At 62.4% G+C, this 26,611-nt stretch carries 25 protein-coding genes and 1 pseudogene; 14 read left to right on the top strand and 12 right to left on the bottom strand.

All coding sequences use genetic code 11. The features are described 5' to 3' along the window. The first annotated feature begins 279 nt into the window (after positions 1-279). A complete protein-coding gene (locus J4G38_RS23875; protein WP_210521429.1) occupies positions 280-3,513 on the top strand; it encodes a T9SS type A sorting domain-containing protein in 3,234 nt (1,077 codons plus the stop codon). 295 nt (positions 3,514-3,808) lie between these two features. On the opposite strand, the gene J4G38_RS23870 is transcribed toward J4G38_RS23875, so the two are convergent. The 4 genes from J4G38_RS23870 to J4G38_RS23855 all read right to left on the bottom strand — a co-directional run bounded on the left by J4G38_RS23870 (position 3,809) and on the right by J4G38_RS23855 (position 6,634). Further along, positions 3,809-4,069 (bottom strand): hypothetical protein, encoded by a 261-nt coding sequence (locus tag J4G38_RS23870; protein ID WP_210521428.1) that lies wholly within the window; start codon positions 4,067-4,069, stop codon positions 3,809-3,811. Between the two features lie 308 nt (positions 4,070-4,377). Continuing rightward, positions 4,378-4,809, bottom strand: coding sequence for a hypothetical protein (locus tag J4G38_RS23865; protein WP_210521427.1), 432 nt, complete (start codon positions 4,807-4,809; stop codon positions 4,378-4,380). Between the two features lie 56 nt (positions 4,810-4,865). Next, the gene (locus tag J4G38_RS23860) at positions 4,866-5,825 is read right to left on the bottom strand and encodes a tyrosine-type recombinase/integrase (protein WP_226163764.1); all 960 of its coding nucleotides are present in this window, start codon (positions 5,823-5,825) and stop codon (positions 4,866-4,868) included. A 257-nt stretch (positions 5,826-6,082) separates the two neighbouring features. Beyond that, a complete protein-coding gene (locus J4G38_RS23855; RefSeq protein ID WP_317198230.1) occupies positions 6,083-6,634 on the bottom strand; it encodes an aspartate/glutamate racemase family protein in 552 nt (183 codons plus the stop codon). Positions 6,635-7,407: 773 nt separating this feature from the next. Here J4G38_RS23855 and J4G38_RS23850 point away from each other — a divergent pair. Both J4G38_RS23850 and J4G38_RS29070 read left to right on the top strand, forming a co-directional pair. After that, positions 7,408-9,453 carry a HelD family protein gene (locus tag J4G38_RS23850; RefSeq protein WP_210521426.1) on the top strand — a complete coding sequence of 682 codons (2,046 nt, stop codon included), beginning with the start codon at positions 7,408-7,410 and terminating at the stop codon, positions 9,451-9,453. Between the two features lie 149 nt (positions 9,454-9,602). Beyond that, a complete protein-coding gene (locus J4G38_RS29070) occupies positions 9,603-11,060 on the top strand; it encodes a Fic family protein (RefSeq protein ID WP_210521425.1) in 1,458 nt (485 codons plus the stop codon). A gap of 452 nt (positions 11,061-11,512) precedes the next feature. Here the strand turns inward: J4G38_RS29070 and J4G38_RS23840 are convergent, their stop codons facing one another. Then, the gene (locus tag J4G38_RS23840; protein WP_210521424.1) at positions 11,513-11,851 is read right to left on the bottom strand and encodes a hypothetical protein; all 339 of its coding nucleotides are present in this window, start codon (positions 11,849-11,851) and stop codon (positions 11,513-11,515) included. Positions 11,852-11,894: 43 nt separating this feature from the next. Then, positions 11,895-12,134 carry a hypothetical protein gene (locus tag J4G38_RS23835; protein WP_210521423.1) on the bottom strand — a complete coding sequence of 80 codons (240 nt, stop codon included), beginning with the start codon at positions 12,132-12,134 and terminating at the stop codon, positions 11,895-11,897. A gap of 580 nt (positions 12,135-12,714) precedes the next feature. On the opposite strand from J4G38_RS23835, the gene J4G38_RS23830 reads away from it, so the two are divergent. Then, on the top strand, positions 12,715-12,951 hold the full coding sequence (locus tag J4G38_RS23830; protein WP_210521422.1) for a hypothetical protein: 237 nt from the start codon (positions 12,715-12,717) through the stop codon (positions 12,949-12,951). A 254-nt stretch (positions 12,952-13,205) separates the two neighbouring features. Here the strand turns inward: J4G38_RS23830 and J4G38_RS23825 are convergent, their stop codons facing one another. Then, positions 13,206-13,454 carry a hypothetical protein gene (locus J4G38_RS23825; protein WP_226163761.1) on the bottom strand — a complete coding sequence of 83 codons (249 nt, stop codon included), beginning with the start codon at positions 13,452-13,454 and terminating at the stop codon, positions 13,206-13,208. Between the two features lie 241 nt (positions 13,455-13,695). Here J4G38_RS23825 and J4G38_RS23820 point away from each other — a divergent pair, with 241 nt between their 5' ends. The 4 genes from J4G38_RS23820 to J4G38_RS23805 are packed head-to-tail and all read left to right on the top strand — an operon-like array spanning position 13,696 to position 16,379. Further along, on the top strand, positions 13,696-14,085 hold the full coding sequence (locus J4G38_RS23820) for a hypothetical protein (protein ID WP_210521420.1): 390 nt from the start codon (positions 13,696-13,698) through the stop codon (positions 14,083-14,085). Between the two features lie 37 nt (positions 14,086-14,122). Then, positions 14,123-14,269 carry a hypothetical protein gene (locus tag J4G38_RS23815; protein ID WP_210521419.1) on the top strand — a complete coding sequence of 49 codons (147 nt, stop codon included), beginning with the start codon at positions 14,123-14,125 and terminating at the stop codon, positions 14,267-14,269. 47 nt (positions 14,270-14,316) lie between these two features. Then, positions 14,317-14,991, top strand: a complete 675-nt coding sequence (locus J4G38_RS23810) for a response regulator transcription factor (protein WP_210521418.1) — start codon at positions 14,317-14,319, stop codon at positions 14,989-14,991. Beyond that, on the top strand, positions 14,988-16,379 hold the full coding sequence (locus J4G38_RS23805) for a HAMP domain-containing sensor histidine kinase (protein WP_226163759.1): 1,392 nt from the start codon (positions 14,988-14,990) through the stop codon (positions 16,377-16,379). The genes J4G38_RS23810 and J4G38_RS23805 overlap by 4 nt, the downstream gene beginning before the upstream one ends. Before the next feature lie 17 nt (positions 16,380-16,396). Here J4G38_RS23805 and J4G38_RS23800 read toward each other — a convergent pair whose 3' ends face one another. Then, a complete protein-coding gene (locus tag J4G38_RS23800) occupies positions 16,397-16,642 on the bottom strand; it encodes a DUF202 domain-containing protein (protein ID WP_210521417.1) in 246 nt (81 codons plus the stop codon). Positions 16,643-16,765: 123 nt separating this feature from the next. On the opposite strand from J4G38_RS23800, the gene J4G38_RS23795 reads away from it, so the two are divergent. The 4 genes from J4G38_RS23795 (at position 16,766) to J4G38_RS23780 (ending at position 23,229) form a co-directional block, all read left to right on the top strand. After that, positions 16,766-18,196: a TolC family protein gene (locus J4G38_RS23795; RefSeq protein WP_210521416.1), complete on the top strand. Its 1,431-nt coding sequence runs from the start codon at positions 16,766-16,768 to the stop codon at positions 18,194-18,196. 163 nt (positions 18,197-18,359) lie between these two features. Beyond that, entirely contained in the window at positions 18,360-21,626 is a 3,267-nt protein-coding gene (locus J4G38_RS23790; protein WP_210521415.1) for an efflux RND transporter permease subunit, read from the top strand. 143 nt (positions 21,627-21,769) lie between these two features. Continuing rightward, entirely contained in the window at positions 21,770-22,909 is a 1,140-nt protein-coding gene (locus J4G38_RS23785; protein ID WP_210521414.1) for an efflux RND transporter periplasmic adaptor subunit, read from the top strand. A 62-nt stretch (positions 22,910-22,971) separates the two neighbouring features. Then, positions 22,972-23,229, top strand: a complete 258-nt coding sequence (locus J4G38_RS23780; RefSeq protein WP_210521413.1) for a hypothetical protein — start codon at positions 22,972-22,974, stop codon at positions 23,227-23,229. A gap of 53 nt (positions 23,230-23,282) precedes the next feature. On the opposite strand, the gene J4G38_RS23775 is transcribed toward J4G38_RS23780, so the two are convergent. Next, positions 23,283-23,852, bottom strand: a complete 570-nt coding sequence (locus tag J4G38_RS23775) for a TlpA family protein disulfide reductase (protein ID WP_226163757.1) — start codon at positions 23,850-23,852, stop codon at positions 23,283-23,285. A 184-nt stretch (positions 23,853-24,036) separates the two neighbouring features. Here J4G38_RS23775 and J4G38_RS23770 point away from each other — a divergent pair, with 184 nt between their 5' ends. Together J4G38_RS23770 and J4G38_RS23765 are read left to right on the top strand one after the other, a co-directional pair. After that, on the top strand, positions 24,037-24,357 hold the full coding sequence (locus J4G38_RS23770; protein WP_226163755.1) for an ArsR/SmtB family transcription factor: 321 nt from the start codon (positions 24,037-24,039) through the stop codon (positions 24,355-24,357). A 69-nt stretch (positions 24,358-24,426) separates the two neighbouring features. Then, positions 24,427-25,245: a sulfite exporter TauE/SafE family protein gene (locus J4G38_RS23765; RefSeq protein WP_210521411.1), complete on the top strand. Its 819-nt coding sequence runs from the start codon at positions 24,427-24,429 to the stop codon at positions 25,243-25,245. A 33-nt stretch (positions 25,246-25,278) separates the two neighbouring features. Here the strand turns inward: J4G38_RS23765 and J4G38_RS23760 are convergent, their stop codons facing one another. The 3 genes and pseudogenes from J4G38_RS23760 to J4G38_RS29255 all read right to left on the bottom strand — a co-directional run. Then, positions 25,279-25,497: a hypothetical protein gene (locus J4G38_RS23760; protein ID WP_210521410.1), complete on the bottom strand. Its 219-nt coding sequence runs from the start codon at positions 25,495-25,497 to the stop codon at positions 25,279-25,281. 363 nt (positions 25,498-25,860) lie between these two features. Beyond that, positions 25,861-26,142, bottom strand: a complete 282-nt coding sequence (locus J4G38_RS23755; RefSeq protein WP_226163753.1) for an aldo/keto reductase — start codon at positions 26,140-26,142, stop codon at positions 25,861-25,863. Between the two features lie 64 nt (positions 26,143-26,206). Further along, positions 26,207-26,560 (bottom strand): annotated as a pseudogene (locus tag J4G38_RS29255) (aldo/keto reductase); the annotation flags it as partial. Positions 26,561-26,611 lie beyond the last annotated feature (51 nt).

Raw genomic sequence — 26,611 nt, 5'->3', positions numbered from 1 at the left:
CCTCCACGAACAAGCGCGTGTCCTTGGCCGTCACGCCGCAGGCATTCGCTTGGCCCGGCAAGAGTGGCGAAAGGCGTTGCCAGTGCGGGTCGGTCAGGAATGTGCGGTCTTTTTGCATCTTCAAAGCTACCTTAATTGTTCACACGTCCTAGTATAATATGATTCTTCAGTTAACTGATGCAAGTACGTTTGATTGGATAATAGATTTATGGACCCGACTGGCAGTTTCATGCTGTTGTTCCTCACCCCCTCTTTTCCCTCACCCTTTATTATTTGCGAATGAACAGACTTTTTCCCCGCTTAATAGCGCCCTTGCTGTGCGTTGCCAGCTTGGGCCTCATCACTCCCGCTCAGGCGGCGTACGTGCCCGTCGTCGTCACCGGCTTCACGGCCGATGTGGTGGCCAATGGCGTTGGCACCGTCAGCTCCTCAACTACCGCCGACGTGGACGGAGGACCGGTGAATGGTCGCTTCGCCTTCATGGCCCCTGATTTTGTTAACCCAGCTGGTAGCAGTCCCTTTGTGTCGCTGCCCGCCACCGGGCTCATTTCCAGTGCCACCACCGGCGGGCTGAGCTTCCAACTCGCCGCTTACACGGCCAACAACTCGTTGCGCATCCTGGGCACGGGCACGGGTGCACTCACCCTGGCCACGCCGCAGTCGGCCGGGTCCGTCTATCTGCTGGCCACGTCCGGCAATGGTGCCAGCACCGCTACGTTCACCGTCACGTTTACCGACCAAACCACCCAGGTATTCTCCGGGCAAAATATAGATGACTGGTATGGTGGCCATCCCGTCGTCTTACGGGGCGTTGGACGGGTAAATTACGACGACAACTCCATCGACAATGACAGCGCCGAACCAAGTCTCTACCAGGTCCGGCTCGCGCTTGCTCCCGGGAATTATGCCAAAGTAATTCAGCGCATCGACGTGACTAAAACGTCCACCTCGGGCACACTCAACGTCATGGCCGTCAGCCTGAGCACCACCTGCACGGGCACGCCCACGGCCGGCGCAGCCCATGCCAGCGTCACTACGGCGTGCGCTGCGGTGAGCCCTACGCTCTCGCTGACGGGCAAAACCATCGGCGAGGGCATCGGCTACCAGTGGCAGTCCTCGACCAACAACGGGGCAACCTGGAACAATATCAGCGGGGCCACCGACACGACCTTTACGGTGAGCAACCTGACGGTCATGACGCAGTACCGCGCCCAGGTGACCTGCCTGGCCACCAACCTGTCGGCCATTTCCGCCCCAGTGGGCGTGACCGTGACCATTGTCGCGCCGACTTTCGCGACGCTGCCCTTCCTGGAAAGCTTTGAAAATACCTGGCTCAGCTTGTGCGCCACGCATGATACCCCTTCCAACAGCTGGCGCAACACCCCCGCGACGGGCCCCGACTCCTGGCGGCGCGACGATGATGGCGCCAGTGCCAACTGGATATTCGTGGGGCTCGGCGGCTATTCTCCCGCGAGCAGCCTGGGAGCCCACTCTGCCACATTCCATACGTTCGCCGGCCACGACACCATCAGTACCCTGGACCTGTTCGTGGACCTGAGCACCCCCGGCCCCAAGCGTCTGAGCTTCGATTTCGTCAACGTTGACGGACCGGACTCGTTGCTGGTGCAGCTTTCGACGGATGGCGGCACCACGTTTACCACCCTCGGGGGCTACCACCTCAGCCCAAGGTTTACGACCCATGTGCTGCCCATCAGCAGCACCTCGGCCACGGCGGTGGTGCGTTTCCGCTCCCACGCCTTCTTCGACAACACGGACATTGGCCTAGATAACGTCCGGCTGGCGGTGGCCACCGGCTGCCTGACGCCGGCCAACCTCACGACCACCACGGCTCCGACCACCACCACGGCCACCGTCACCTGGCTGACCGGGGGCACGGGCACGTACACGGTGCTGTACGGCCCCACCGGCTTCGACCCCGCCCAGGCCAGCTCGCCCACCAATGCCTACGTGACGGCCGCAGGGCTGAGTGGCCCCCCGTTCACGGCCACGGGCCTAACGTCGGGCACGCCTTATCAGTACTACGTGCTGCTCAACTGTGCGGCCGGGGTCAACTCCGGCCTCGCCGGCCCGGCCGCGTTCAGCACCCAAATTACCAACGACGAGCCCTGCGGGGCCACGCCGCTGACGCTCAGCAACGTGTGCTCGCCGCTTTCCACCACCAACCTGGGGGCCACGACCACGCCCGCCAGCGTGTACGCCTCCGGCAGTGCCAACGTGCTTTGCGGCAACAACCCCCGGCCCAACGACGTGTGGTTCACCTTCACCACGGCCGCTACCGGGCCCACCAGCACCCAGGTGCGCATCACCGTTGCCGGGGCCACGGCCAGCGTGGTGACCGCCTATTCCGGCCCGGCCTGCGCCGGCCCGCTCACGTACCTGAGCTGCTCGGGCTCGACCAACAACCAGGCGGCCTCGCCGTTGGACCTGCTGAGCCTGACGCCGAGCACCACGTACTTCGTCCGGGTCAGCGAGTTCCTGGTCTTCGATAACCCGCTGGATAGCTTCACCATCTGCGCCATGCCGGTGCCCAACTGCGCCGCGCCCACCGGCCTGGGCGCGGGTGCGCTCACCCCCTCCACGGCTACGCTCAGCTGGGCATTGCCACCCGCTCAGGGCGGCAGCTACACTCTCATCTACGGCCTGAATGGCTTTTCGCCCACCGGCACCGGGGGCACCACGCTCACGGGCCTGACGGGCACGAGCACCACCCTGACGAGCCTGAGCCCGGCCACCGGGTACTGCTTCTACCTGCAGCAGGTGTGCGGCGGCACCAACGGCAGCAGCAACCTGATTGGCCCGTTCTGCTTTACCACAACGCAGGGGGTTCCGGCCAACGACGAGCCCTGCAATGCCCTGCCGCTGGGGAGCGCCCCGCTCAGCAGCTCGAACGTGGGGGGCACCACCAGCTTCCAGACCGGCATCAACACGCCGGCCTGTTCACCGGCGGCCTTGCCCAAGGATGTCTGGTTCAGCTTCGCGCCGGCCGGCCCGAATACGACCCTCACGCTCACGGGCACTGCCGCGGGCATGGTGCGCGTGTTTACCAGTCCCAGCTGCTCGGCCGGGCCCTTCAACCAAGTCTTCTGCCAGGGCGTGGGCAATAACACGAACGTAGGCCCGGTGCCCCTGACGGGCCTGACCCCCGGCCAGCGCTACTACGTGGCCGTGAGCGGCTACGGCAGCTCCGACACGCCCGGCCCTTTCACCATCACGGCCACCAACCTGCTGGCTGCCCACGCCGAAGCGGAAGCGGAGGCCTTGCGCGTCTTCCCCAACCCAAGCGGGACCGGCCAGCTGACCCTGCGCCTGAGTGGCCCGCACAGCACCGGCCAGGCCGCGCTGCTTAACGCCCTGGGCCAGGTAGTGCGGACTCAGGTCCTGAACGGAGCCTCGGAACAAGCCCTCTCCACCGTTGGCCTGGCCCCGGGCCTTTATACCCTGCGCGTTACCCTGCCCGGCCAGGCCTTCACCCGCAAAGTTATTCTGGAATAGCCTGTTGGTTTGTTCTTGCTTCGAAATCGAAAGGTCCCGGCTCGCAAGCCGGGACCTTTTTCTGTGAGGCAGTTTCAGAATTAGGAGAGTATCAAGGGGGCTACTCAGAAAACGGAAAGAATAGCACGTTAAGCTAAAACCAGCATTGACAGGCGTTCAAATTACTCGCCGAAAAAAGACCCCGAAATCCGCGTTTTCGGGGCCTTTGAGTGGGTGCCCAACGTGTTCAACAAAGGAATCTGCTTTGAACATCGTGACTACCCGTGACTTTTAAAGACTCTTTCCAACTGCCTGTCTAATCCACCACGCGTGCCGCGGTCATCGATTCGATGACTCCGGCCAAGACATCGGAATAAGCGCCTTGGCTGAGGTGAAACAGCATAACGGGCTGGTTAAGCTGCACGCATCGTTTGCAATGGGCGCGCAGGTGGTCCTGGCCCGAATTGCGGTCCACCAGGGCAATCTGCTGGCCCAGGGGGCACGCCTCGTTGTCATGCCAAACGGCCACGCTCCCCACGTGGTGCGCCAAGCGGCTATAAAAGGGGGCCGTTTGCATGAGTTATCTTGCTAAAGGGTACAGGGTAAATATACTCATAATCCAATGGCCCAACGGCGGCCCTTCCCAGCCGAGACGTGTGCCTCCCGCAATGGACGGGAAGGCGATTCCACCGCGTTCGAACGGCACCGCCAGAACAAACGAATTAGTCGTTGCGCGTGCGCGAACCCGGGTGCTCCTGTCGGCCGCTCAAGGAACACAGTGTTTCGTGAACTGTGTTGGCTCCGAAAAACGCTCGCGGCTGTTGCCACTTTGGCAAAGGACAGCGGCTTGCCCGCCGGGTACTGGTACGTATCGATTTGGGCTTCTTATGGGAAGCCCTCGACCGCCGACTTGTATTTGCCGAAGACGGGTATCCAGGCAATGACCTGCTGCTGTTCCAACAGCGCATCATTGGGGCCGTTCGCGTGCCCCGCATCGGCCAGCGCCTTGCGCAGGCGCAGCTCCTGGGGCACAGCTGCTGCTGCAAGCCCGTCAGCCACCGGGGCAGGTAGGACGCTGTCGCGGCGGTCGGCCAAACCGGCCGGCCCCTGGCTAATGATACCTTGGGCCGTGTCCACGGCTACGCTACAGAGGTAGGTGAGGGCCCGCATTTTATCCGGCTTGACCGAAATGCGCGCCTCCGGGTCGGTGGGGCTGCCGGGCGTTTTGTTGCTGACGGGGCGGGCTTTGGCGTGGGTAGCCCCTAAATGGCCGGGGCGTTTTTGGCAGCGGGCTCGCCGCGTAGCTTCGCGGCGCAAGTGATGAGCAAAAGGAGTCAACTACGCGTCAACTTTAACAAACCAGTTTGGTGAAATTACAACCCCAGCTCCTTCGCTGAGTTGTGCTGGCGGACGTTGTCAAGGCGGGTGTAGCGGCGAATCATCGCACTCGTCTTGTGCTTGGTCTGGTTCATCACCTTGCTGTCGTCGGCGCCATTGAGCTTGGACACGGTGACGAATGAAGCCCGCAGGGAGTGCGCCGTGTACCCGCTGCCCAAGTACTGCTGGGCAATTAGGTTGATGTACTTCGTGGTCATCCGACGGGTTGTGAGCTGTTGGTTCTTGCGTAGCGACACAAACACGCAGCCTTCGGCCCGGTCGAGCACCCGTAGCCAGGCCTGCAGCGAGCGAATGGGGCATAGTTGCGGGTCGGGCGAATAAAAAACCGCCTTTTCTTCGGCCTGCCCCAACTGATTGGTCTTGCTTTTCGTCAAGGAAATAATCAGCCCTTCCTCATCAAAGGCCAAGTCCTCGATGTTGAGCGCCTCCAGTTCGGAGCGCCGAAAAGCCCCGGTGAAGCCCAGCAGCAGCAGGGCCCGGTTGCGCAAGCCCGTGGGCGTGGTCACGTCGATGGCGCGAATGGTGCGCTTGAAGCTGACCAGCGTGAAGGCCGCGGCCTGCTTGATGCGGGTTTTCTTTTCGCGGGCGATGCCCTTGAGCAGCACCTTGATTTTTTTGTCGGCTGAGGGCGACTCCAGCCCGGCCAGCTCGTGGGCCTTGGCGATGGCCGCCACGTGGCGCTGGATGGTGGCCACCTTCTTGCCGGCGTCGGCCAGCTCGGTGAGAAACCCGGCCAGCGCTTCGACCGGGGCGGGCAGCGATGCCAGCTGGTTCGCCTGGCACCAGGTCGTGAACCGCTGCCAGTCGCCGGCGTAAGCACGCTGGGTATTGGCCGCGCCGCGCAGGCCGGACTCAACGTAGCGGCTGGTGGATTCGACCAGGTGAGCCGGGACCTGGGCGGTGGGCGAAATCGGGACAACAGGAACGGTGCTCACGGTAGCTATATACTATAGGAGTAAAATGGGTTCGTTTGACCGGTTTTCAAAGCTACGTCATAAGGACCGATAAGTGAATGTTATCGGTCCTTATGACCGACTGACAGTAGCCTCCGAGGATAAGTAAAGGATGTTAATGATTTTGACAACTGTCTTCGCAGAGATGGCTTATAAGTTACGATAAGTTCAGGAAGGTGCACCTTGCGGAGCCTGCCTCTGTCAACTATTGGTGTAGCAAACGGGGAAGCGTGCGTTTTTTAAGCAGGAAGCAGAAACAACTTACGACACCATGTAGTCCACAATAGCATCGGATTGAATTTTGAGCGTATCGAACACCCCTCGGCAAAATCAGCTTGGCTAATCAGCAAGGGAATCTCCGTACAGCCCAGTACAATGGCGGTTGCTCCGCTGCTCACCAGCTCCTGCGCAATAGCAACGTAGCGCTCTTTTGTTTCCGGCTTTAGTAGCCCTCGGCCCAATTCCTCCTTCACGGTAAACTGCACGTAGTCGCGCGTTGCCTGCGTTTGGGGCGTTAGCGCTTTTATCCCGAAGGCGGCCAATTTGTCCCGGTAGAAGGGCATTTCCATCGTCATTTTTGTGCCCAGCAGCCCAATGGTGGTATGGCCTTCACGCCGTAAGACCTGGGCCGTTTCCGTTACGATGTGAATGAACGGCAGGTGCAGTTCCGCCTCTAGCCGGCCTGCAAACAAATGAGCCGTATTCGCGCACAGCGCGATGGCTTCGGCATTGCCCCGTTTCAGGTTGTCACACGCCTCCCGCAGCAGTTCGTAGGCATTTTCCCAGGTCACCGCCTGCGCATCGGCAAAGTTTAGGGAGTAGAGCAGACATTCGGCAAAGTGTAGCCCCCCCCCAGTCTGGTATTAACTCCCTCGTTGATAAGCCTGTAATAGTCCAGCGTGGACACCCAGCTAATCCCGCCTACTAACCCGATTTTCTTTTTCTGCTTATCAGTAAAAAAAATGCTTACAAAAGTAAAAAGCCCCGCTGTTTGCGAGGCCCTGGCCTTTACGCCGGACCAGGCAGGCACGCAACGAGCCACACGCTGGTAGTGGTACAGGCGGCCGGTGAGCTTGTAAACTGCCCCAATCGGTGAACCAGGGGTAGCAGAGGCCGACTCAACAAGGGGTACCTGGGCCCCACCGGTGCTTTGTAAGAAACCGCTGTCAGCCCCGTAGGCAAGCGCTGCGCAGGTGCCGGCACCCGGCAGCTCGGTTAATTTTTGGACCAAACTTTTAACCAAGACCAGTAATGGGTTGATTCGCGTCAGCGGGGGCCGGATGGGCTTTCCGTACTACGCGGCAACTCGCTTCGTGTCGTCGGCGTGGTGCGGGCGCTGCCGTGGAGTAATTGAGCCATAAGCTGGCGAAATAAGCAGGTCCAAAAGATACGCCAGCTTCCCCTGGGATTGTACACCCAGGGTGAAAAGGGAGGGTTACCCATCCGAGGAATAAAAGCCCTGCCGCGTTGCCGGAAGGCCCTGCGCCGACTCAACCGAGCAAAACGCTTCGCCGCAACGAAATTTACGCTCACCTTTGCGGGCTATTTCCAAAAGCCGCCCGGGATGAACGCAACACCGCAGGAAGAAAGAGAATATCTGGAAGAAATCAAGGAGAAGCTGACGCTGGCCATTCGGCGGATTGACGGCGACGTTAGACAGTTTTCCGACGAGCTCCGGGATAAAAAGCAGTACATCCACGAGCACCAGTCGGGCATGGATGATGCCGATATGGTCGCCGCCGGCCAATCCATCAACCGAATGGCTTTTACGGGCGAAGCCGCCGTGGCCCGCAAACGCAAGCTCCTCAAGCTGGGCCAGTCCCCGTACTTCGGCCGCATTGATTTCACTCCCCAGGGAAAGGAGAAATGGCCGGTGTACATCGGCGTTTATTCCTTCCTGGACGAGCAGCAGCGCCGGAGCCTCATCTACGACTGGCGCGCCCCGGTCGCGTCCATGTTCTACGACTTTGAGCTGGGGGAAGCCTCTTTCACCACGCCTTCCGGCGTGATTCAGGGCACCATCGACCTCAAGCGGCAATACAAAATCCGGGATGGCCGAATGGAGTTCATGCTGGAAAACGACGTGAATATTCACGACGACGTGCTGCAACGCGAGCTGGCGAAGTCCTCCGACGACAAGCTGAAGAACATCGTCGCAACCATCCAGCGGGACCAGAACGCGGTGATTCGCAACGAAACCGCGTCGGTGATGGTCATTCAGGGGGTAGCCGGCTCGGGCAAAACCTCGATTGCCCTGCATCGGATTGCGTTCCTGCTCTACCGCTACCGGGAGACGATTGCGGCCAAAGACGTGCTCATTATTTCGCCCAACAAGGTCTTCGCCGATTACATCTCGAACGTGCTGCCCGAGCTGGGGGAAGAGCACATTCCCGAGCTGGGCATGGAAGAGCTGGCCGCCGACCTGCTCGACCACCGGTACTCGTTCCAGACCTTTTTCGAACAGGTTTCCGCGCTGCTGGACAATCACGATGCAGCGTTCATTGAGCGCATCCGGTTCAAATCATCGTTTGAGTTCCTCAGCCAGCTCAACCAATACCTTATCTACATTGAGAACAACTACTTCACGGTTAGGGAGCTGCGGGTGGGCCAAACCCTTGTCCCCTTGCCGTTCCTGCTGGCGAAGTTCAAGACCTTCCACCGGGTGCCGCTCCTGAAACGATTTGCGCTGGTGGCCGAAGAGGTGCGGGCCTATGTGCGCGACGCCACCCGCCGCAAGCTGACCGGGCAGGAGAAAGCCACAATTGGAGAGGCAATTCCCCGCATGTTCAAGTTCCACCAGGTGCTGGACCTCTACCAGGACTTTTATCGCTGGCTGGGTAAGCCCGAACTCTTCCGGATTGACCACCGGCTGCACCTAGAATATGCGGACGTTTTTGCCCTGATTTACCTGCGCCTGCGCCTGGAAGGCATCAGCACCTTCGACCATGTGAAGCACCTGCTGGTGGACGAGATGCAGGATTATACCCCCGTGCAATACGCCGTATTGTCCCGCATATTCCTGTGTCGCAAGACCATTCTCGGCGATGTCAGCCAGACGGTGAATCCGTACAGCTCGTCCTCGGCCGAAACCATCGAGCGCGTCTTTCCACAGGCCGATATCGTCAAGCTGTACCGCAGCTACCGTTCGACCGTTGAGATTACGGCCTTCGCGCAGCGCATCACGCCAAACCCCCACATCATCCCCCTGGAACGGCATGGTCAGGAGCCCGTTGTGGCGCATTTTGCCAGCCAGGACGAGGAATTGCAGGCCATCCAGCGGCTGCTCACCGCCTTCCAAAGCTCCGGAAACCATTCCCTGGGCATTATCTGCAAAACGCTTCGGCAGGCCGAAACGGTATATCAGGCGCTGGAAGCGCCCGGCGTTCATTTGTTGACGGAGGAATCCACGACCTTTAAAGAAGGCATCATCATCACCACGGCGCATTTGGCGAAGGGACTGGAGTTCGATGAGGTCATCGTGCCCTTTGCCTCGGCCCGGAACTATCAAACCGAAGTCGATAAAAGCATGCTCTACGTGGCGTGCACCCGGGCCATGCACCAGCTGGCGCTGACCTATTCGGGTAACCTCACCGCCTTCTTATCCGCCTGAAGCGCGCTGGTCGTCTGGGCGAGCCCGTGTTAACTAGCGCTTATTGCCGATACGAATGAGCGCTAATCGAAAGAAAACGCTGTAATTCGTACCTTAATCTAAAGAAACAGACAATACGCCCTGACCAGGGCCGCTTAATGGAAAAAAATGTGCGTTGGCCCCTGCTGGTATTCAGCACATCTGACCCGGCCCTGAACCGCCAGATTCGGGGAGCCCGCCAGCGGGGCGAGTTGCGCGAGGTAGCGTCCCGCATCTATTCATCGGACTTAACTACCCCACCGGAAACGCTGATTCGCAAGAACTGGCTGCCGGTGGTGCAGCACCTTTTTCCCGGCGCGCTCATCAGCCACCGCTCCCAGCTGGAAGGCCAGCCCTCGGCCGAGGGGCACTTGTTTCTGACCTACAAGTATACCCGCAACGTGGGGTTGCCCGGCCTGGTCGTGCACTTGCTGGAAGGACCCGGCCCCTTGCCCAGCGATGCGCCGTTCGGGGATGGCACCCTGCTTTTTGCGTCGGAAGCCCGGGGGCTGCTGGAAAACCTGCAGCCCGCCCGCGTCCGCAAAGGCGGGGTGAGCAAAGCACTGCCCATTGAAAACGTGGAGGAACGGCTGGAAATGGTGCTGCGCATCCGGGGCGAGGAGGGCCTGAATGTGCTGCGCGACCAGGCCCGCGAAGTAGCCGACGCGTTGGAGTGGCCCGCGGAGCTGGCCTTGCTGCAACGCCTTGCGGGAGCGCTGCTGACTACCCAGTCCAGCAAAATTCTGACCTCCCCCGTGGCCCGCGCCCGCGCGCTGGGGCTGCCCTTCGATGCCGGCCGGCTGGCCCTGTTCACCACGCTGCTCAGTGCGCTGCACGCGGCGGTGCTGCCGCAGCGGCCCGACCCCGCGCCCGAGGCCCCCGCGTTTTATACGGTAGCTTTCTTCGAGGCCTATTTTTCCAATTTCATTGAAGGCACCGAATTTCAGGTGGATGAGGCGCGCCGGATGGTAGAAACCGGCCAGCTGATAGGCGGCCGGCACGCCGATTCGCACGATGTGCTGAGCACCTACCAACTCTGTAGCAACGTGGCCGAGATGCGGATAGTCCCGCAATCGGCCGAGGACTTGCTGGCCATCCTGCAGCGGCGACATGCCCAGCTGATGCGTGCCCGCCCCGACAAGCGCCCCGGCCAGTGGAAAGAGTACGCCAACCAGGCCGGGCTGACCAGCTTCGTGGACCCTGGCCTGGTGCGCGGCACCCTGCACGAGGGCTTTAAGCTGTACCGCAGTCTGAGTGAGCCGCTGGCCCGGGCCCAGTTCATGATGTTCATGGTTAGCGAGGTCCACCCGTTTGATGACGGCAACGGCCGGCTGGCCCGCCTGATGATGAATGCCGAGCTGGTCAGCGCCGGCCAGTGTCGGATAATCATCACCACTCACGCCCGCGAAGGCTACCTGGATGCCCTGCGCCGGTTGAGCCGGCAAAGCGAGCCCAGCCTGTACATCCGCATGCTGAGCGGAGCCCAGCAATTTGTGGCCGATTTGCAGCCCACTTCTTACGAGTTGGTAAGAGCGCAGCTGGAGGGGCAAAATGCTTTTACGGAAGTGTCGTCGCAGCTGCGCTGGTAGCTCGCCGGAATACCGCAGCTAACCGTTGAGCGCGCGCCCTCAACTACACCGTTGGTGGATGGGGGCCGAAAGCTGTCAACGCCGGCGAGAGGTACTTTCCGCTTCCTAATGCCCATTCGCATGCATCTGTTTGAAATAGTTTGCGTTACGCAGCTCAAATTAGGTAGTCGGGCTACCCGAAACGGACACATTCTGTGATTTTTCAGAAGCAACTATAGCGGCAGAGGCTGGTACGGGCCGGTCAGGTGGTGACGGCAAGATTTGCGCGGTGGCCCCGGGGATGGCCAGTAACGCGGAAATGAAAAAAGGAATACGCATTACTAGAAGAGAAGTGGAAAAGTAGAGAAGTGGAAAAAGGCAGCTTTCACAAGCCCTGGCGGCCAGGGCCGGAGCGACCGGAGTTGGTCCGATAGCCGGGTTCAGGCCAGGCTCAGGCAGTGCTGTCTATGCCGCTAATGCTGTTCGAAAGCGTCCTTTTTTTCCTGCGAAGAGGGTGGGTTATAGGCCACGTAGTCGAAGTTGGTAATGTGCAGGCCGTAGGGGTTGGCGTCGGAGCGGTCGGTTTCAATCGGCCGCCGTGGGCAGGGCTTTTGCTGGTCGCCAATGAAAATGCGCTGCTTGGTGTACACCAAGCTTGAGTAGGGGCGCTGTTCCACGTTCAGGCAGGTGCTATCCACGTCCACTACATTACGGGCCGAGTAGCCGCTGGTAGTTCGGTAGCGCCCTGCCTTGAGTGAAGCCCTCGAAAATGCGCCGGCCCCCACGCCTTTCAATCGGGGGTAGGGCGGCATCGAGGCGCTGCTTGAAAGTGTATTGGTCGTGTCCAAACATGGTTTACATGAAGGACTTAACCAGGTTGCGCGCCTCGAAGGAGGTATGCACCGCTTCTTTCAGGGCCAAAGCCGCCACCGAGCCGTTGGCGCTGACCACGTACACGCGCCGGCCGGCGTTTTCATTGATGCGGTACACCATGACGCCGGAACCGATAACCACCACGATGAGGCCCAGCACGCCGGCCAGGGCCACGTCGCGCATTGTCGTGATGGAGGCGTTTAAACCTTTGACAGTGCTCATAAGAATTCGGAGTGAATTGGACATTGCTTCCCGACTGCCCCGGTCAGGGCCGCAGGGGCAGCGTGACCACCGGCCAGCCGGCCAGCGCGTCCCACCCATTAGGCGAATACTGCGCAGATAGTAGCTGGTACCCGCTTGCCCGGGCGGTAGCCAGTAGGCTTCCAGCGTACCACTTCCTCAAACGGAACGCAGTAGCCGGGGGCGACCTGGAGATAGTTCGGTTGAGCGAGGCCCAAAGGCCAGGCAAACGCACCAGGGCGGGCTCGACCTTCTGCGGATAGCCGAACCAGTTCCAGGGAGCCCTGCGCCGGCAGCAGTTGCTTCACGCCGGCGGGCAGGGCCATGGCCGCCGGCAACAGGGCCGGGGAAGGTAGTAGCCGCTTCCCAGGCGCCTTGGCGGGCTTTTTTCCGCGGGGAGCTGGCCACTTTTACGGCCGTTTTCGTCAAAATTTGGGCATCGACTTCGGCCGCTTTATCCGAACAGGATTGGCAGGCCACCAACGAATCAGTTGTACAAAACGAAATTACCAGCTTATAAAAAGTGGTTTTAAGCATGGTGAGGTGGGTTAGGTGAGAAAGAATGAGCCCCGTCAGGAGGTCCAAAGACCAGAGGCACACTGCCGCCTGCGCTACGGGCCCCGCTGCCCGGGCCGCCTCTGCCACCTTTGCCGTTTCCCAGGGCGCAGCCCACTGCGCCGGCTACGGCCCCGGCGCGACCACACCAGCCGGCGTGCTGGCGGCTCCGATGGCCCTGCCCATCATCGAACCGGCGAAGCCCCGCACGGCTCAGGAGCTAATGAAGAGGCTGGTCAAGTAGGGCCCATACAGTAGAACAGCACGAAAGGCCAAGCTCATTATCATGAACCTGGCTTCGGCCGCCGGGTTGACCTGGCCGGATATGGGACTGAAGACCCCGCCACTGCCGCTGCCCGACTGGGCCGTGGGCGTAGCTACGTAGTCGGGGTACAGCGTAGCGAGCAGCACGAAGGAGAGCGACCAGAACGGGCACCCCGATGCGGTTCTGCAGCCACTTAATGGCAAGCCGCCCGAACGAAGGCACCACGGACAAGCTCATAGCAATTGGCCCGCAGACGTAGGGAACCCGAGCACGAACAGCCGGATAAAGAGTATGATTTCTCGAATCAGCATCACAGAGGTGCCCGTGAACAGCCGCGTCATCAGCCGGGTGAACTTGAATGAGCTGAGCGTTTCGAGGATGTTGGCCACCAGGTTCCTGGTCCCCGCTACCACGTCGCTGAAGCCGAGAGAGTCATTGGCGACGGCCGTCGCAATCGGGGCCGGGGTGGTGAGGCGCTGCAATAGAAATGAAGGGAGTTGATGCAAAGTTGATTATCCCAGTGCTGATAATTAGGTAGGAATTCTTGTTATTGCCAGTCTCCTGGTTGTCTTTTGGAAATAGAGTACAGGCAGGGTTTAGCAGCCATATTGGTCCGTCTGCATTTTCCGTCATATTTGCGGTGGATGCAGACGGACTAACTATTAGAGAAGCTGTTCGGCGCATCCTTTGCTGAGGTATTCTTCCGTAGTAGGCAACATTTATATGACACCTTCCGCTCCCCTCGGCCTCTTCGACATTACCCTGCTGGCCCCCTACCCCGAGTGCCTGCGCTACGTGCAGCATCGCCTGAAAATGCTCGGCCAGGGCAGCTTAACCGGCTTTTGCGCGCAACATGGCCTCACCTATACAAACGTAGTCAACCTGAAAAACGGCAAGCTCAAGCGCGAAGAACCGCGCCTGACGCAGCGCGTATTGCGCGCCCTCGGCGTGCCCACCGAGGTTGTGCGCATCGACATCGGCACCGGGGCCAACCAGTACATTTTCCCCGGTGCGGAAGTGCTGGCGCAGTTCCGCGAACAGCTGGCCTTTTTTGACGCCACCGCCCAGCGCGCTGCCTCGGCCGCCGACAGTGCTGCGCCCCCTACTCCCTAATACCCGGTGAGCTTTAAAATGTACCTCAACACCGGCGATGACCGCGACGCCGGCAGTTGCCATAACCCGGGGCGACAATGGCCACGGCCTGAGCCTGGGCCCGGGCCAGGTGCGCCAGCAGCTGCGCGAGCACCTGAATGGTGCGCCCGACATCGGCCGGCTGCTGCCCTACAAAGCCAAGTAGAATTTCTCTTCATCCTGGCTACCCTCCGGGCTGCGGACCTTTGCCTCATGACGATTTTACTTGTTGAAGACGAAGCCAGTCTGGCGTCGTTTATCCAAAAAGGCGTTGAGAGCGAGGGCTACGACCTGAAGGTGGCCTACGACGGCCTGATGGGCCAGCGGCTCTTCGACCAGCAGCCGTTTGATGTGGTGGTGCTCGACGTGAATTTGCCGGGCATGAACGGCTTCGAGCTGTGCCGCTACATCAAGCAGCACTCGCCCCGGCAGGCGGTGCTGCTGCTCACGGCCCTGGACGGCCTGCAGGACAAGGAAAGTGGCTTCGGCGCGGGGGCCGACGACTACCTGGTGAAGCCCTTCGAGTTTCGGGAGCTGCTGCTGCGCATCCGGGCGCTGGCCCGGCGCGGGGCCAACTACGCCGGCCAGCGGGCCGTGCTGCGCGTGGCCGACCTGGTGCTGGACACCGACGCCCGCACCGTGACCCGCGCCGGCCAGCGCATCGAGCTCACCACCCGCGAATACTCGCTGCTGGAATACCTGCTGGTGAACCAGGGCAAGACGGTGAGCCGCATCGACATTGCCGAAAAAGTCTGGGATTTGCACTTCGACACCAACACCAACATCATCGACGTGTACATCAACTACCTGCGCAAGAAGGTCGATAAGGGCTTCGACCAGAAGCTGCTGCACACCGTGGTGGGCGCGGGCTACCTCTTGCAGGGATGAGCGGGCTGCAGATAAAGCACAAGCTGCTGCTCTGGTTCGCGGGGCTGGTGGGGGCGCTGCTGCTGGCCTTTTCGGCTTACGTGTACAGCAGCAACGCCCGGTTCCGGCAGCACACCTTTGCCGAGCGCCTGGCCCGCAAGGCCGCCGTGACCCAGCAGATTCTGGCCCTCGACGACGCCATTGCCGGGCAGGTTATCATCTCGCTGCCCGAGCAGGTGGAGCAGGTGTTCGGGCCGGGCGGCCAGCGGGTGTACGCCAGCGAGCCGGCGAACGACTTCCGGCCCTCGGCCGCGTTGCTGGCGCGGGTGCGGCAGCGCGGGCACGTCGCGTTTAGCTACGCCAGCCCGGCGCACGCCCGGCCGAAGGAAGGCGTGGCCCTGGCCTACCGCCGGCCCGATGCTGCCGGGCAGTACGTGGCCGTGGTGACGGCCTACGACCTGGAGGGCTATGCCCAGCAGCACACGCTGTTCCGCTCGTTTCTCTACGGCAACCTGGGGGCGCTGGTGCTGCTGGCGCTGCTGGGCTCGCTGTTTGCCGACCGGGCGCTGGCCCCGGTCACGCTGCTGATTCGGCAGCTGCGCTCGGCCGCGGCCAACACCCTGCGGTTCCGGCTGCGGCCGGTGAATGCCCACGACGAGGTGGGCGTATTGGCCGGGGCTTTCAACGAGCTGCTGGCCCGGCAGGAAACGCTGGTCGCCAACCAGCGGGACTTCATCTCGCAGGCCTCGCACGAGCTGCGCACCCCGCTCACCACCATCAAGGGCTGGCTGCAAACCTCGCTCGCGTACGACACGGACGTGGCCGGCCTGCAAAAAGGCATTGGGCAGGCCATCGGCGAGCTGGATAAGCTCACGGCCCTGGCCAACGGCCTGCTCCAGCTGGCCCAGCTCGATGGCACCCAGGCCCGCCTCGCCGGTCAGCCATTGGAGCTCATGGACGTGCTGATGGATGTAATGGCGACTATCCAGCACCAGCGCCCGGACCTGCTCCTGAACCTGCGCGTGGCCGATGCCGTGGCCCGGCAGGCGGCGGCCCCGCGGGTGTTGGGCCACGCCCACCTGCTGCGCACCGCCCTGGGCAACCTGGTCGACAATGCCGCGAAATACTCGGCCGGGCAGCCCGTCGCCCTCACCCTGCAACTCGCCCCGGAGCCCGGGGCCGTGCGGCTGTGCGTGGAGGACCAGGGCCCCGGCATTGCCCCCGATGAGCTGACGCGGATTTTCGAGCCCCTGATTCGGGGCCGCGACGTGGGCGCGGTGCCGGGCTTCGGCATTGGATTGACGCTGGCCCAGCGCATTGTTGAGCGGCACGGCGGCCGGCTGCGGCTGTTGCCACGGGCGGGCGGTGGCACCGTGGCAGAGGTCTGGCTGCCGCTGCTCGGTGCCTGAGCGCGGCCTAAGCCCCGTCAACAGGATTCTATTTCCCGCCTCCGCTGCCGGAACCGGAAGATTCCGATGAGCATGACAATGCCAGCCGCCAGCAGGGCCGCGTAGCCCAGCCCGCCCGCCCGCACCGGGTGCAGTTGCAACAGTACCAGCCCGAAGCCAACCATGGCCAGGCTGGTGCGCACGTAGGTGAGAAAAGTGCGCTCATTGGCCAGCCGCGTGCGTTGCAGGGCCAGGCGGTCGGTGAGGGAAAGCGGGTCGGGCATAGCAAGAAGAAAAGCGGCTAGTTTCTTACGGCAAAACAGGCCTTACGTCTGCTTCGGACATTTTCTAATAACTTCTAATCTGATTCCAATCTTATTCTAATACCGGCGCGGGAGGTTTGCGGCATGAAGCTGAGAAACCTCTTTCCCCTGGTCCTCGCCGGGCTGCTGGCCGCCCCCGCCGCCCGGGCCCAGCAGCCGCGCGAGCTGCCCCAGCTGCCCCGGCCCCTCACCCTGCCGCAGGCCCTGCAAGTGGCCCAGGCCAACTACCCCGCCCTGCGCGCCAAACAGGCCGCCGTGCGCGCCGCCCAGGCCGACGTGCGCACCAACCGCGCCGCCTTCCTGCCGCAGGTGAGCGCCCAGCTGCAGGCCGTGAACTCGACCATGAACCAGGTGCGCGGGGCCTTCATCGGCGGGGTGGCCATCCCGATTTCGGGCGGCATCAAAACCACCGATTACGACGGGCGCACCAACTTCTCAAGCCTTGGGGCGCTGGTGATTGAGTGGCCGGCCGTGACCTTCGGCCGCTACCGGGCTGATGAGGCACGCTCCGAAGCTGCCGTATCGGCCGCGCAGGCCGATTTCGACCAGTCAGTGTTCGAGTACCAGACCCAGGTGGCCGACGCCTACCTACTGGCGCTGGGGGCCGAAAAATCGGTGGCCTTGCAGCGCGCCAACCTGACGCGGGCTGAAAACCTGGCCACGGTCATTCGGGCGGGCACGCGCTCCGGCATCCGGGCGGGCATCGATTCTTCGACCACCAACGCCGAAGTGGCCCGCGCCCGCCTGCAGGTGCTGGCTGCCCGGCAGCAGGCCCGCGAGCAGCGCACCCGCCTGGCCGGGCTGCTGGGCCAGCCGGCCCAGGACGTGCAGCTCGATTCGATGCAGTTCTACTCGCACCTGCCGCAGGTGGCTGCCGGTCCGCCCGCCGGCGACACCGCCCGCGCCAACAACCCGCTGCTGCGCGCCTACAGCCGCCGCATCACGGCCAACGAGGCGCAGGTAAGCCTGCTAAACGCCAACAAGCGCCCCTCGCTGAACCTGCTGGCCTCCACCTGGGGCCGGGGCTCGGGCGTATCGGACGCCACCACCGACCGGGGCGATTTCAACATCAATTCCTCGCCCGGCGCGGGCCTGCCCTTTAAGGCCTACGACTACATGCTGGGGGCCACCCTCACCTGGCGCGCCACCGAGCTGATTCACTCCGGCCGGGCCGCGCAGGCCCAGCGCATCCGCGTGGAGCAGGCCCGGGCCGAGTATGACCAGCAGGCCCTGCAGCTGGCCACCCAGCAACAGAACGCCGCCCTGCAAGTCGACCTGGCCCGCCAGACGGCCCTGGCCGCGCCAGCCCAACTAGCCGCCGCCCGCCAGGCCTACACCCAGGCCCGTGCCCGTTACGACGCCGGCCTCGACAATCTGCTCGTGCTCACCCAGGCCATCACCGTCCTCAACCGGGCCGAAACCGACCAGGCCCTGGCCACCAACAACCTCTGGCGCGCCGTGCTCCTGCAAAGCGCTACCTCCGGCAATCTCGGCGGGTTACTGGGGCAATTGTAAGGCTTGAGAATAAGTTATGAACGTCATGCTGAGCGCAGTCGAAGCATCTCCACCGCGCAAGTAATCAATGCTGACTGCAACGAAGCGGTAGAGATGCTTCGACTCCGCTCAGCATGACGGACGATTTCATGTAGCCGGAAGGCTAACCGCACACTAAAATCTCATGATAAAAGCTGCATTAGCCAAGCCCATTGCCGTCATCGTGGCGCTGCTGGGCATCGTTGTGTTCTCGGTGCTGGCGCTGGGGCGCATTCCGGTCGACATTTTTCCCCGGCTCAACCTGCCCACCATCTACATCGCCCAGCCCTACGGCGGCATGACGCCCGCCCAGATGGAGGGCTTTATCGCCACCCGCTACCAGAACCAGATGCTCTACGTCTCGGGCATCAAGGACGTGGAGGTGAAGAACATCCAGGGCCTGTGCCTGGTAAAATGCACCTTCTACGAGGACGTGAACATGGCCCAGGCGGCCGGCGAAGTGGCCTCGCAGGTGAGCCGGGTGCTGAGCTACATGCCGCCGGGCACGGTGCCGCCCACGGTGGTGCGCTTCGACGCCAGCAGCCTGCCGGTGGGTGAGCTGGTGTTCAGCAGCAACACCGCCTCGCTGGGGCTGATGCAGGATTTGGCCTCGACCAAAATCCGGCCGCTGTTCTCGCAGATTCCGGGGGCCTCGGCCCCGCCGCCCTTTGGCGGCAACGAGCGCACGGTGGTCATCAAGGTCGACCCCGACAAGATGAAGAGCTACCAGCTCACGCCCGACGAAATCGTGAACGCCGTGGTGCGCAACAACCAAGTGTCGCCGGCCGGCTCGGTGGGCATGGGCGACTACATGGTGATGACGCCCAGCAACTCGGTGCTCGATAAAGTGTCGGATTTCCTGGATATTCCCCTGAAAGAGGGCGTAGGCCCCACGGTGTTCATCCACGACGTGGCCACGGTGGAAGACGCCACCGACATTCCGGTTGGGTATGCGCTCATTAACGGCAAACGCTCGGTGTACATCCCCGTCACCAAATCGGCCGATGCCAGCACCATGAGCGTGGTGAGCGCCCTCAAGGCCAAGCTGCCTGAAATGAAGGCATTACTGCCCGATAACGTGCAGCTCAGCTACGAGTTTGACCAGAGCATCTACGTGACCCAGGCCGTGCACAGCCTCGCCTTCGAGGGCGGGCTGGGGGCCCTGCTCACGGGCCTGGTGGTGTTCTTGTTCCTGGGCGATGCGCGCAGCTCAGCCATCGTGATTCTGACCATTCCGATTTCGATTCTGGCCGCTATTCTGCTGCTGCAGCTTTCCGGGCAAACCATCAACATCATGACCCTGAGCGGGCTGGCGCTGGCCATCGGCATCCTGGTGGACCAGGCCACGGTGGTCATCGAAAACATCCACCAGCACCAGGAAATGGGCAAAACCAAGCCCCGCGCCATTCTCGATGCCTGCGAGGAAGTCTCGTTTCCGCTGCTGCTCATCACGCTCAGCATCCTGGCCGTGTTTGCGCCGGCGTTTCTGATGAGTGGCGTGCCGCGCGGCATGTTCATTCCGCTTTCGCTCTCGGTGGGCTTCTCGATTATCGTCTCCTACCTGCTCTCGCAAACCTTCGTGCCGGTCGTGGCCAACTGGTGGCTGAAGGGCCACGAGCACACCACGGCGCACGATTTATCGCTGCTGCCCGACCTGACCAAGCCCCGCGATATCCAGCAGGAAGGCTACGAAAACCGCCATCCCAGGGAAGTCACCGGCTTCGAGCGGGTGAAGCTGCACTACCTGCACGTACTGGATAAGCTGCTGGCCCACCGCGCTCTGGTGGCCACGGGGTACGGCCTGGTCTGCGCGGCCGTGATTGGCGTGTGCTTCTATTTCATCGGGCAGGACATGATGCCCAAAATCACCCATTCCAAGCAGTTTCAGGTGCGCATCGTGGCCCCCGAGGGCCTGCGCATCGAGCGCACCGAGGACCGCACCAAGGAGGTCATCAGCCTGATTCAGCAGATTGTGGGGCCGAAAAACGTGGGCATCACCTCGGCCTTCGTGGGCATGACGCCCAGCTCCTACGGCACCAGCGCGCTGTACGTGTTCAACTCAGGGCCCCACGAGGCCGACCTGCAGGTGAACCTGGCCGAGGACTACAAGGTGCAGAACCTGGACGCCCTCAAGGAGCAAATCCGGCAGGCCGTGCACCAACATTTGCCCGACGTGCAATTGAGTTTCGAGCCCATCGAGCTGACCGATAAAATCATGAGCCAGGGCGCGCAGACGCCCATCGAAATCCTGGTGGGCGGCAAGAGTTTGCAGGACGGCCAGGGCTACGCCGACAAGCTGGTGGCCCGCCTCCGGCAGATTCCCTACCTGCGTGATGTCCGCATTAACCAGCCCCTGAGCTACCCCACCGTACAGGTGAACGTGGACCGCGAGCGCGCCGCCCAGTTCGGCCTCACGCCCGAAGGCATCGCCAAATCGTTGGTGGCGGCCACGTCCTCCAGCCGCTTCACGGCCAAAAACCTGTGGCTCGACCAGAGCAAGGGCTTCGCCTACCAGGTGCAGGTGCAGCTGGCCTCGCAGAATATGAAATCGGAAGCTGACATGCAGAACCTGCCGCTGGTGCCGGGCCAGCTGCGCCCCACCCTCGGCGACGTGGCCACGCTGCACACCGCCACCGTGCCCGGCCAGTACGACCGCATCGGTCCGCGCCGCATCATTACCGTCTCGGCCAACATCACCGGCCAGGACCTGGGCACCGCCACCCGCGACGTGAACAAGGCCATCCAGGAAGTGGGCGCGCCGCCCAAAGGCTCCATCGTGGAGCTGCGCGGGCTGGCCAAGCTGCTCACCGAAACGCTGAGCAGCCTGCAAACCGGCCTGGGGCTGGCCATCGTGGTGATTTTCCTGCTGTTGGCGGCCAACTACCAGTCGCTAAAAGTGGCCGGCGTGGTGCTCGTGACGGTGCCGGCCGTGCTGGCCGGCTCGCTGGCCCTGCTCCTGCTCACGGGCCAGACGCTGAACCTGCAGTCCTACATGGGCGTGATTATGTCGGTGGGCGTGTCGGTGGCCAACGCCGTGCTCATCGTCACCAATGCCGAGAGCCTGCGCCTGCGCTACCGCGACGCGGTGGCCGCCGCCCGCCTGGCCGGGGCCGCCCGCCTGCGTCCCATCCTAATGACTTCGATTGCGATGGTGGCCGGCATGCTGCCCATGGCTTCGGGCCTGGGCGAGGCGGGCGAGCAGTCGGCCCCGCTGGGCCGGGCCGTGATTGGCGGCCTGCTGGCCTCGACCATCGCGGCGCTGTTCATTCTGCCCGTGATGTTTGCGGCCGTGCAGCGCAACACGTCCTTCACCTCCGTCTCCCTCGACCCCGACGACCCCGAAAGCACCGCCTACGACGGGCGGGAAGCGCCCATCACGGAGCACTCGCTCACGGAGGTCGAAATGGCCTAAATGACAACAGCTTGAACAATAAAAGGCCGTCATGCTGAGCGGAGCCGAAGCATCTCTACTGCTTCGTTGTAACGATTCGGGCGAAGCGGTAGAGATGCTTCGGCTCCGCTCAGCATGACGTGCTGCTAAAATCCATTTTCCATATGAACTCCCTCAATTTCCGTTTTCTCGCCGCGCTCGGCCTGCTGGTCACCACCGCCGCCTTCAGCAGCTGCAGCTCGTCCGAAGCCAGCGACACCTCCGCATCTGCGCCGACGGAAAAAGCCGCTCCCGCCACTGCCGACGTGCGCTACGACGCCGTGCGCGTCACGGCCACCCAGCCGGCCCAGGCCCTGAGCCTGCCCGGCGAGCTGGAAAGCTACTACCAGACCGACATCTTCCCCCGCGTGAGCAGCTACGTGCGGACGCTGCACGCCGACATCGGCGACCACGTGCGGGCGGGCCAGGTGCTGGCCGAGCTGGACGCGCCCGAGCTCACGGCCGCGCTGAGCGAGGCCCTGTCGAAGGTGAAAACGGCCGAAGCCACTTTCAGCGCCAGCCGGGGCAGTTTCCGCCGCCTGCGCCAGACGGCCCGCACGCCCGGCGCGGTGTCGCCACTGAACCTGGACGAGGCCCGCGCCCGCACCGCCACCGACAGCCTGGGCGTGGCGGCGGCCCGCGCCCACTACCAGGCCGCCGGCCAGATGGCGGCCTACCTGCGCATCACCGCGCCCTTTGCCGGCGTCATTACCGAGCGCAGCCTGGCGGCCGGGGCCTTCGTGGGGCCGGGCGGGCCGAACGGGGTGCCGCTGTTCAAGCTTCAGCAGATTGACCGGCTGCGCCTGCGCCTGGCCGTGCCCGAAGCCTACGTGGGCGACATCAAGGCCGGCAGCCCGGTGCAGTTCAACGTGCGGCCCTTCCCGGGGCAGGCCTTTACCGGCCGCATCAACCGGGTGGCCGACAACGTGACGCCCGGCACCCGCTCGGAATTAGTGGAAATCGACATTGCCAACCCCAAGGAGCAGCTCAAGCCCGGCATGTACGCGGCGGCCAGCCTGCCCATCAAATCCCCCAAAACGAGCCTCTATGTGCCCAAGTCGGCCGTGGTAAGCACGGCCGAGCGAACCTACGTCATCCGCGTGGCCAACGGCAAAACCGAACTGGTGGACGTGCAGAAAGGCGACGAAAACGCCGGCCAGGTGCAGGTATTTGGCCCGCTGAAAGCCAACGACGTGGTGCTCAAAGCCGGCAACGAGGAAATCGTGGCCCGGCAGTCGGTGCAGGTGGCACTGGGAAGCCGGTAGCCGCCTGCGCGGCAGGTGTTTTGTATAATCCAGGCGGCCAGGCCACCCTAAAGCCCACCCGTATGAAGCCCGAAATCACCCAATTGGGGTACGTGCCGTGGGGACCGCTGCTCTATGCGGTGCCGTTGGGGGGGGCTTCGGGTCTGGTCGCCGCGGCCCGCTTCGGTCTCGGTCCGGGCTGTCGATGGTCTGGGCCCGCCGCAGTTTGTGGCTTCGGCGCAGTCCGACCTGATGCGTTGGCATCCAAACTGAGCACCAAAGCGAGGGCGAGCATATTTCTCAGTAAAGCGAAAAGCCTGGCTAATGCCAGGCTTTTTTAATAAAATCGCAAGGCTATGCTATTGACAAACTGATGACAATTGCCCGCGCCGCGTTACTTGGTTGACTTGCCCAGGTTATCCAGCGCGGCTTCGAACTCGGGCGTGTCGTACTCGGCCATGCCGTCGTGGCGGGCCGCCACCTGCCCATCGGGGCCGAGGATGATGGTGGACGGGATGGAATTGGAATCAAACGGCGCGGGCAGGTCGCCGGTGCGCAGGTATACGGGGAAGGTGTAGCCCTGGGCCTGCACGAACTTCCGGGCCTTGGCCGCATTGTCATCGAGCGAGAGCATGACGAAGGCCACCTTCGAGTGGTCCACTTTCTTGTACAGAGCTTCGATGCCCGGCATCTCGGCGCGGCAGGGCGGGCACCAGCTGGCCCACAGGTTCACGAATACCACTTTGCCTTTCAGGTCGCTCAGGTTGACGGCCTTGCCGTCGAGGGTGACCATGGGAAGGTTGTGGGGGTAGGCGGCTCCGCCGGTGAGCACTACCGGCACTGCGGCGGCGGGGGCAGCGGGGGCATCGGCGTTCCAAAGGCCCGTGGCCAGCAGGCCGCGCTGCAAACCACCGAGCACGATGGGCCGCAGCGGAGTGAGCAGGACGAAAGCCAACAGGGCCATTGGTAGCCATGAAGTGAGGTTCTTGCGGTTCATTATCGGAAAACAGAAAAATGGTCCATAAAAGCTGCCCTGGCACTTTGGCTGCCCGGGCAAGGTACTGGTTCAGTGAAAAATGCGCTTGCTGGAACAAAGGTAAGGACTAGACTTGTACAAATGAACAACTGTTCATAAGTTTGCGCTCGTTATGACCGCAACCCCCGCTGCCACCGTTGACATGGGCCTCTCCGTCGAGAAGATGGAGAAGGTGGCCTTCATTCTGAAAACGACGGCGCACCCCACCCGCATTGCCATCGTGCAGCTGCTGGCCGCGCAGGAAAGTCTGTCGGTTTCCGACATCAGCGAAAAGCTCAACGTCGAGCAGAGCCTGCTCTCGCACCACCTCTCGGGTATGAAACTCAAGGGCATCCTTAGCAGCACCCGCGAGGGCAAGAACATCTACTACGCCCTGAAAATGCGCGAAGTCATCGACGTGATACAGTGCCTGGCCGCGTGCATGTTTCTGTAAGCGGCGCGACTTTTTTGCCAGAACACATGAATAGTCTATCATAATTTCATACGTTTCTTCCCACCCACCATGCTGCACTACTTCGGCTACTTCGCCGCCATTTTCATTGGCCTTTCGCTCGGCATCATGGGCGGGGGCGGCTCCATCCTCACGGTGCCCGTGCTGGTGTACCTGATGGGCGTGAGCCCGGTGCTGAGCACAGCCTACTCGCTGTTTGTGGTGGGCAGCACGTCGGTAGTGGGGGCCTCGGGCTACTTTCGCAAGGGGCTGGTGTCGCTGCGCACGGCGGTGGTGTTCCTCATTCCTTCGTTGATGGCGGTGTTCCTGGTGCGCAAGGTGCTCATGCCGGACATTCCGCACGTGCTGTTTACGGTGGGCCATATCGTCTTCACCAAAGATTTGCTGGTACTGGTAGCCTTCGCCGTGCTGATGGTGGCGGCGGCCACTTCCATGATTCGCAGCAAGCAGGCCGAAGTCGTGTTGGATGAGGAACTGCACGCCAAGCACGCCTTCAACTACCCGCTCATTCTGGGCATTGGGCTGGTGGTGGGCACGCTCACGGGCTTCGTGGGGGCGGGCGGCGGCTTCCTCATTATTCCGGCGCTGGTGCTGGGCGCGCGCCTGCCCATGAAGCTGGCCGTGGGAACCTCACTAGCCATCATTGCCCTGAATTCGCTCATCGGCTTCAGCGGTGATTTGAGCGCGGGTACGCCCATTGCCTGGTCGTTTTTACTGGGTTTTCTGGCCTTTGCCTTGGGCGGCATCGTGCTGGGCACCTACCTGGCCCGCTTCATTCCGGGGGCGAAGCTGAAACCGGCTTTCGGCTGGTTTACGCTGGCCATGGGCACGTTTATTCTAACCAAGGAGTTGCTGTTTCACCACGCATAACCAATCATGTTCAGCTTTTTCGTTCCCTTATTTTTACCCCCTTTTTCGTTGCAAATCATGAAAATCGAACGGTTTGAAGACAGGGGCGTGGCCCACTTCTCCTACGCCATTCTGAGCGAGTGCGCCCGCTAAATCGTCCTCATTGACCCGGCCCGCGACCCGCAGCCCTACCAGGACTTCGCCCAGGCCAACGACGCCAAAATAGTGGCCCTCATCGAACCCCACCTCCATGTCGACTTCGTGAGCTGCCACCGGGAAATTACCCAGGCCACCGGGCCGTTATCCGGGTAAGCGAGCTAGTGGGGGCTGATTACGCCCACGAGGCCTTTGACGAGGGCGACGCCTTTGCTGTAGGCAAGCTCGCCTTTCGCGCCCTGAATAGGCCTGGCCACTTGCCCGACTCCCTTAGCATCGTGCTGGAGCACGAGGGGAAAGACGTGGCTTTTCGAAATATGACGCCCGCGCAGTCCGCCGGGGGCGGTCACCATCGAAGTGCCCGCCCCCGACTTTGCCTAGCGCGTCGCCAGCCTTGACAAATCGGCCCCCACCTACGTGTACTGCCGCAGCGGGGCGCTCGGCCAAAGCCGCCGAACATCTCGCGCAGGTCGGCTTTACCTACCGGCCGGATAGTCCGTGCCCGCCACGCTGCCCCCAGGCATAATAGCCTTCAGCTCGGGCAGCTCGGCTGGAGTCAGCGTCAGGCTGGCGGAGGCTACGTTGGCTGGCCTCCAGGTACGGGCGGCGCCTGGTGCCGGGAACGGCCACCACGCCCTGCGCCAGCACCCAGGCCAGGGCCAGCTGCGCCGATGTAAGGCCCTTGGCCGTGGCCAGCGTCCGGAGCTTGGTGACCAGCTCCAGGTTTTTGTAGAAGTTTTCGCCCTGGTAGCGCGGAAACATGCGCCGCGAATCGGTTTACAAAGGCCGTGATGGGGTGTGCCGCGTGCGCCCGGCGCCGAATGTCCACGGGTACTTCGCTCAGGCGCAGGCAGCACACCTTGCCTTCTTCCACGAGGCGGCAGCTGGCCCCTACGGTTTCCTCAATGGGGGTGCCGGGGTCGGGGCGGAGCAGGTTGTAAAAGTCCACGTAGTCGGTGCCGGGGTTGCGCAGGGAGCGTTCGACGGCCTTGCGCACATGCTCGGGGCGGCCGTTGTAGCAGTAGTACAGGTGGGCGTTTCGGAGTCGTCCGGCTCGAAGCCGAACTTGGTGGCGACGGTGAATTGCGCACTGGCCAGCAATGGCCTCGCCCACCAGCCGCTCGTTGTGCAGCGGGCCGTACGCATGGCCGTGGTTAGCTTTCCGATTACAATCCTCCATGCCCACGCAACGTTTTGTTTGTTGAATCCCGTCGAATTCAAGCAAGCAGCC

It is taken from the genome of Hymenobacter terricola (genome assembly GCF_017921975.2).
Taxonomy (GTDB): Bacteria; Bacteroidota; Bacteroidia; order Cytophagales; family Hymenobacteraceae; genus Hymenobacter; species Hymenobacter terricola.
This window is presented reverse-complemented; position numbering and strand designations above follow the sequence as displayed.

Coding starts and splice junctions, on each gene's coding strand:
- J4G38_RS23785 (WP_210521414.1), top strand. CDS start 21,770: ATGAACTCCCTCAATTTCCGTTTTCTCGCCGCGCTCGGCCTGCTGGTC.
- J4G38_RS23805 (WP_226163759.1), top strand. CDS start 14,988: ATGAGCGGGCTGCAGATAAAGCACAAGCTGCTGCTCTGGTTCGCGGGG.
- J4G38_RS23765 (WP_210521411.1), top strand. CDS start 24,427: ATGCTGCACTACTTCGGCTACTTCGCCGCCATTTTCATTGGCCTTTCG.
- J4G38_RS23775 (WP_226163757.1), bottom strand. CDS start 23,852: ATGGCCCTGTTGGCTTTCGTCCTGCTCACTCCGCTGCGGCCCATCGTG.
- J4G38_RS23790 (WP_210521415.1), top strand. CDS start 18,360: ATGATAAAAGCTGCATTAGCCAAGCCCATTGCCGTCATCGTGGCGCTG.
- J4G38_RS23835 (WP_210521423.1), bottom strand. CDS start 12,134: ATGAGCACTGTCAAAGGTTTAAACGCCTCCATCACGACAATGCGCGAC.
- J4G38_RS23810 (WP_210521418.1), top strand. CDS start 14,317: ATGACGATTTTACTTGTTGAAGACGAAGCCAGTCTGGCGTCGTTTATC.
- J4G38_RS23820 (WP_210521420.1), top strand. CDS start 13,696: ATGACACCTTCCGCTCCCCTCGGCCTCTTCGACATTACCCTGCTGGCC.
- J4G38_RS23815 (WP_210521419.1), top strand. CDS start 14,123: ATGACCGCGACGCCGGCAGTTGCCATAACCCGGGGCGACAATGGCCAC.
- J4G38_RS23830 (WP_210521422.1), top strand. CDS start 12,715: ATGAGCCCCGTCAGGAGGTCCAAAGACCAGAGGCACACTGCCGCCTGC.
- J4G38_RS23780 (WP_210521413.1), top strand. CDS start 22,972: ATGAAGCCCGAAATCACCCAATTGGGGTACGTGCCGTGGGGACCGCTG.
- J4G38_RS23755 (WP_226163753.1), bottom strand. CDS start 26,142: ATGTTTCCGCGCTACCAGGGCGAAAACTTCTACAAAAACCTGGAGCTG.
- J4G38_RS23840 (WP_210521424.1), bottom strand. CDS start 11,851: ATGCCGCCCTACCCCCGATTGAAAGGCGTGGGGGCCGGCGCATTTTCG.
- J4G38_RS23800 (WP_210521417.1), bottom strand. CDS start 16,642: ATGCCCGACCCGCTTTCCCTCACCGACCGCCTGGCCCTGCAACGCACG.
- J4G38_RS23875 (WP_210521429.1), top strand. CDS start 280: ATGAACAGACTTTTTCCCCGCTTAATAGCGCCCTTGCTGTGCGTTGCC.
- J4G38_RS23770 (WP_226163755.1), top strand. CDS start 24,037: ATGACCGCAACCCCCGCTGCCACCGTTGACATGGGCCTCTCCGTCGAG.
- J4G38_RS23795 (WP_210521416.1), top strand. CDS start 16,766: ATGAAGCTGAGAAACCTCTTTCCCCTGGTCCTCGCCGGGCTGCTGGCC.
- J4G38_RS23870 (WP_210521428.1), bottom strand. CDS start 4,069: ATGCAAACGGCCCCCTTTTATAGCCGCTTGGCGCACCACGTGGGGAGC.
- J4G38_RS23850 (WP_210521426.1), top strand. CDS start 7,408: ATGAACGCAACACCGCAGGAAGAAAGAGAATATCTGGAAGAAATCAAG.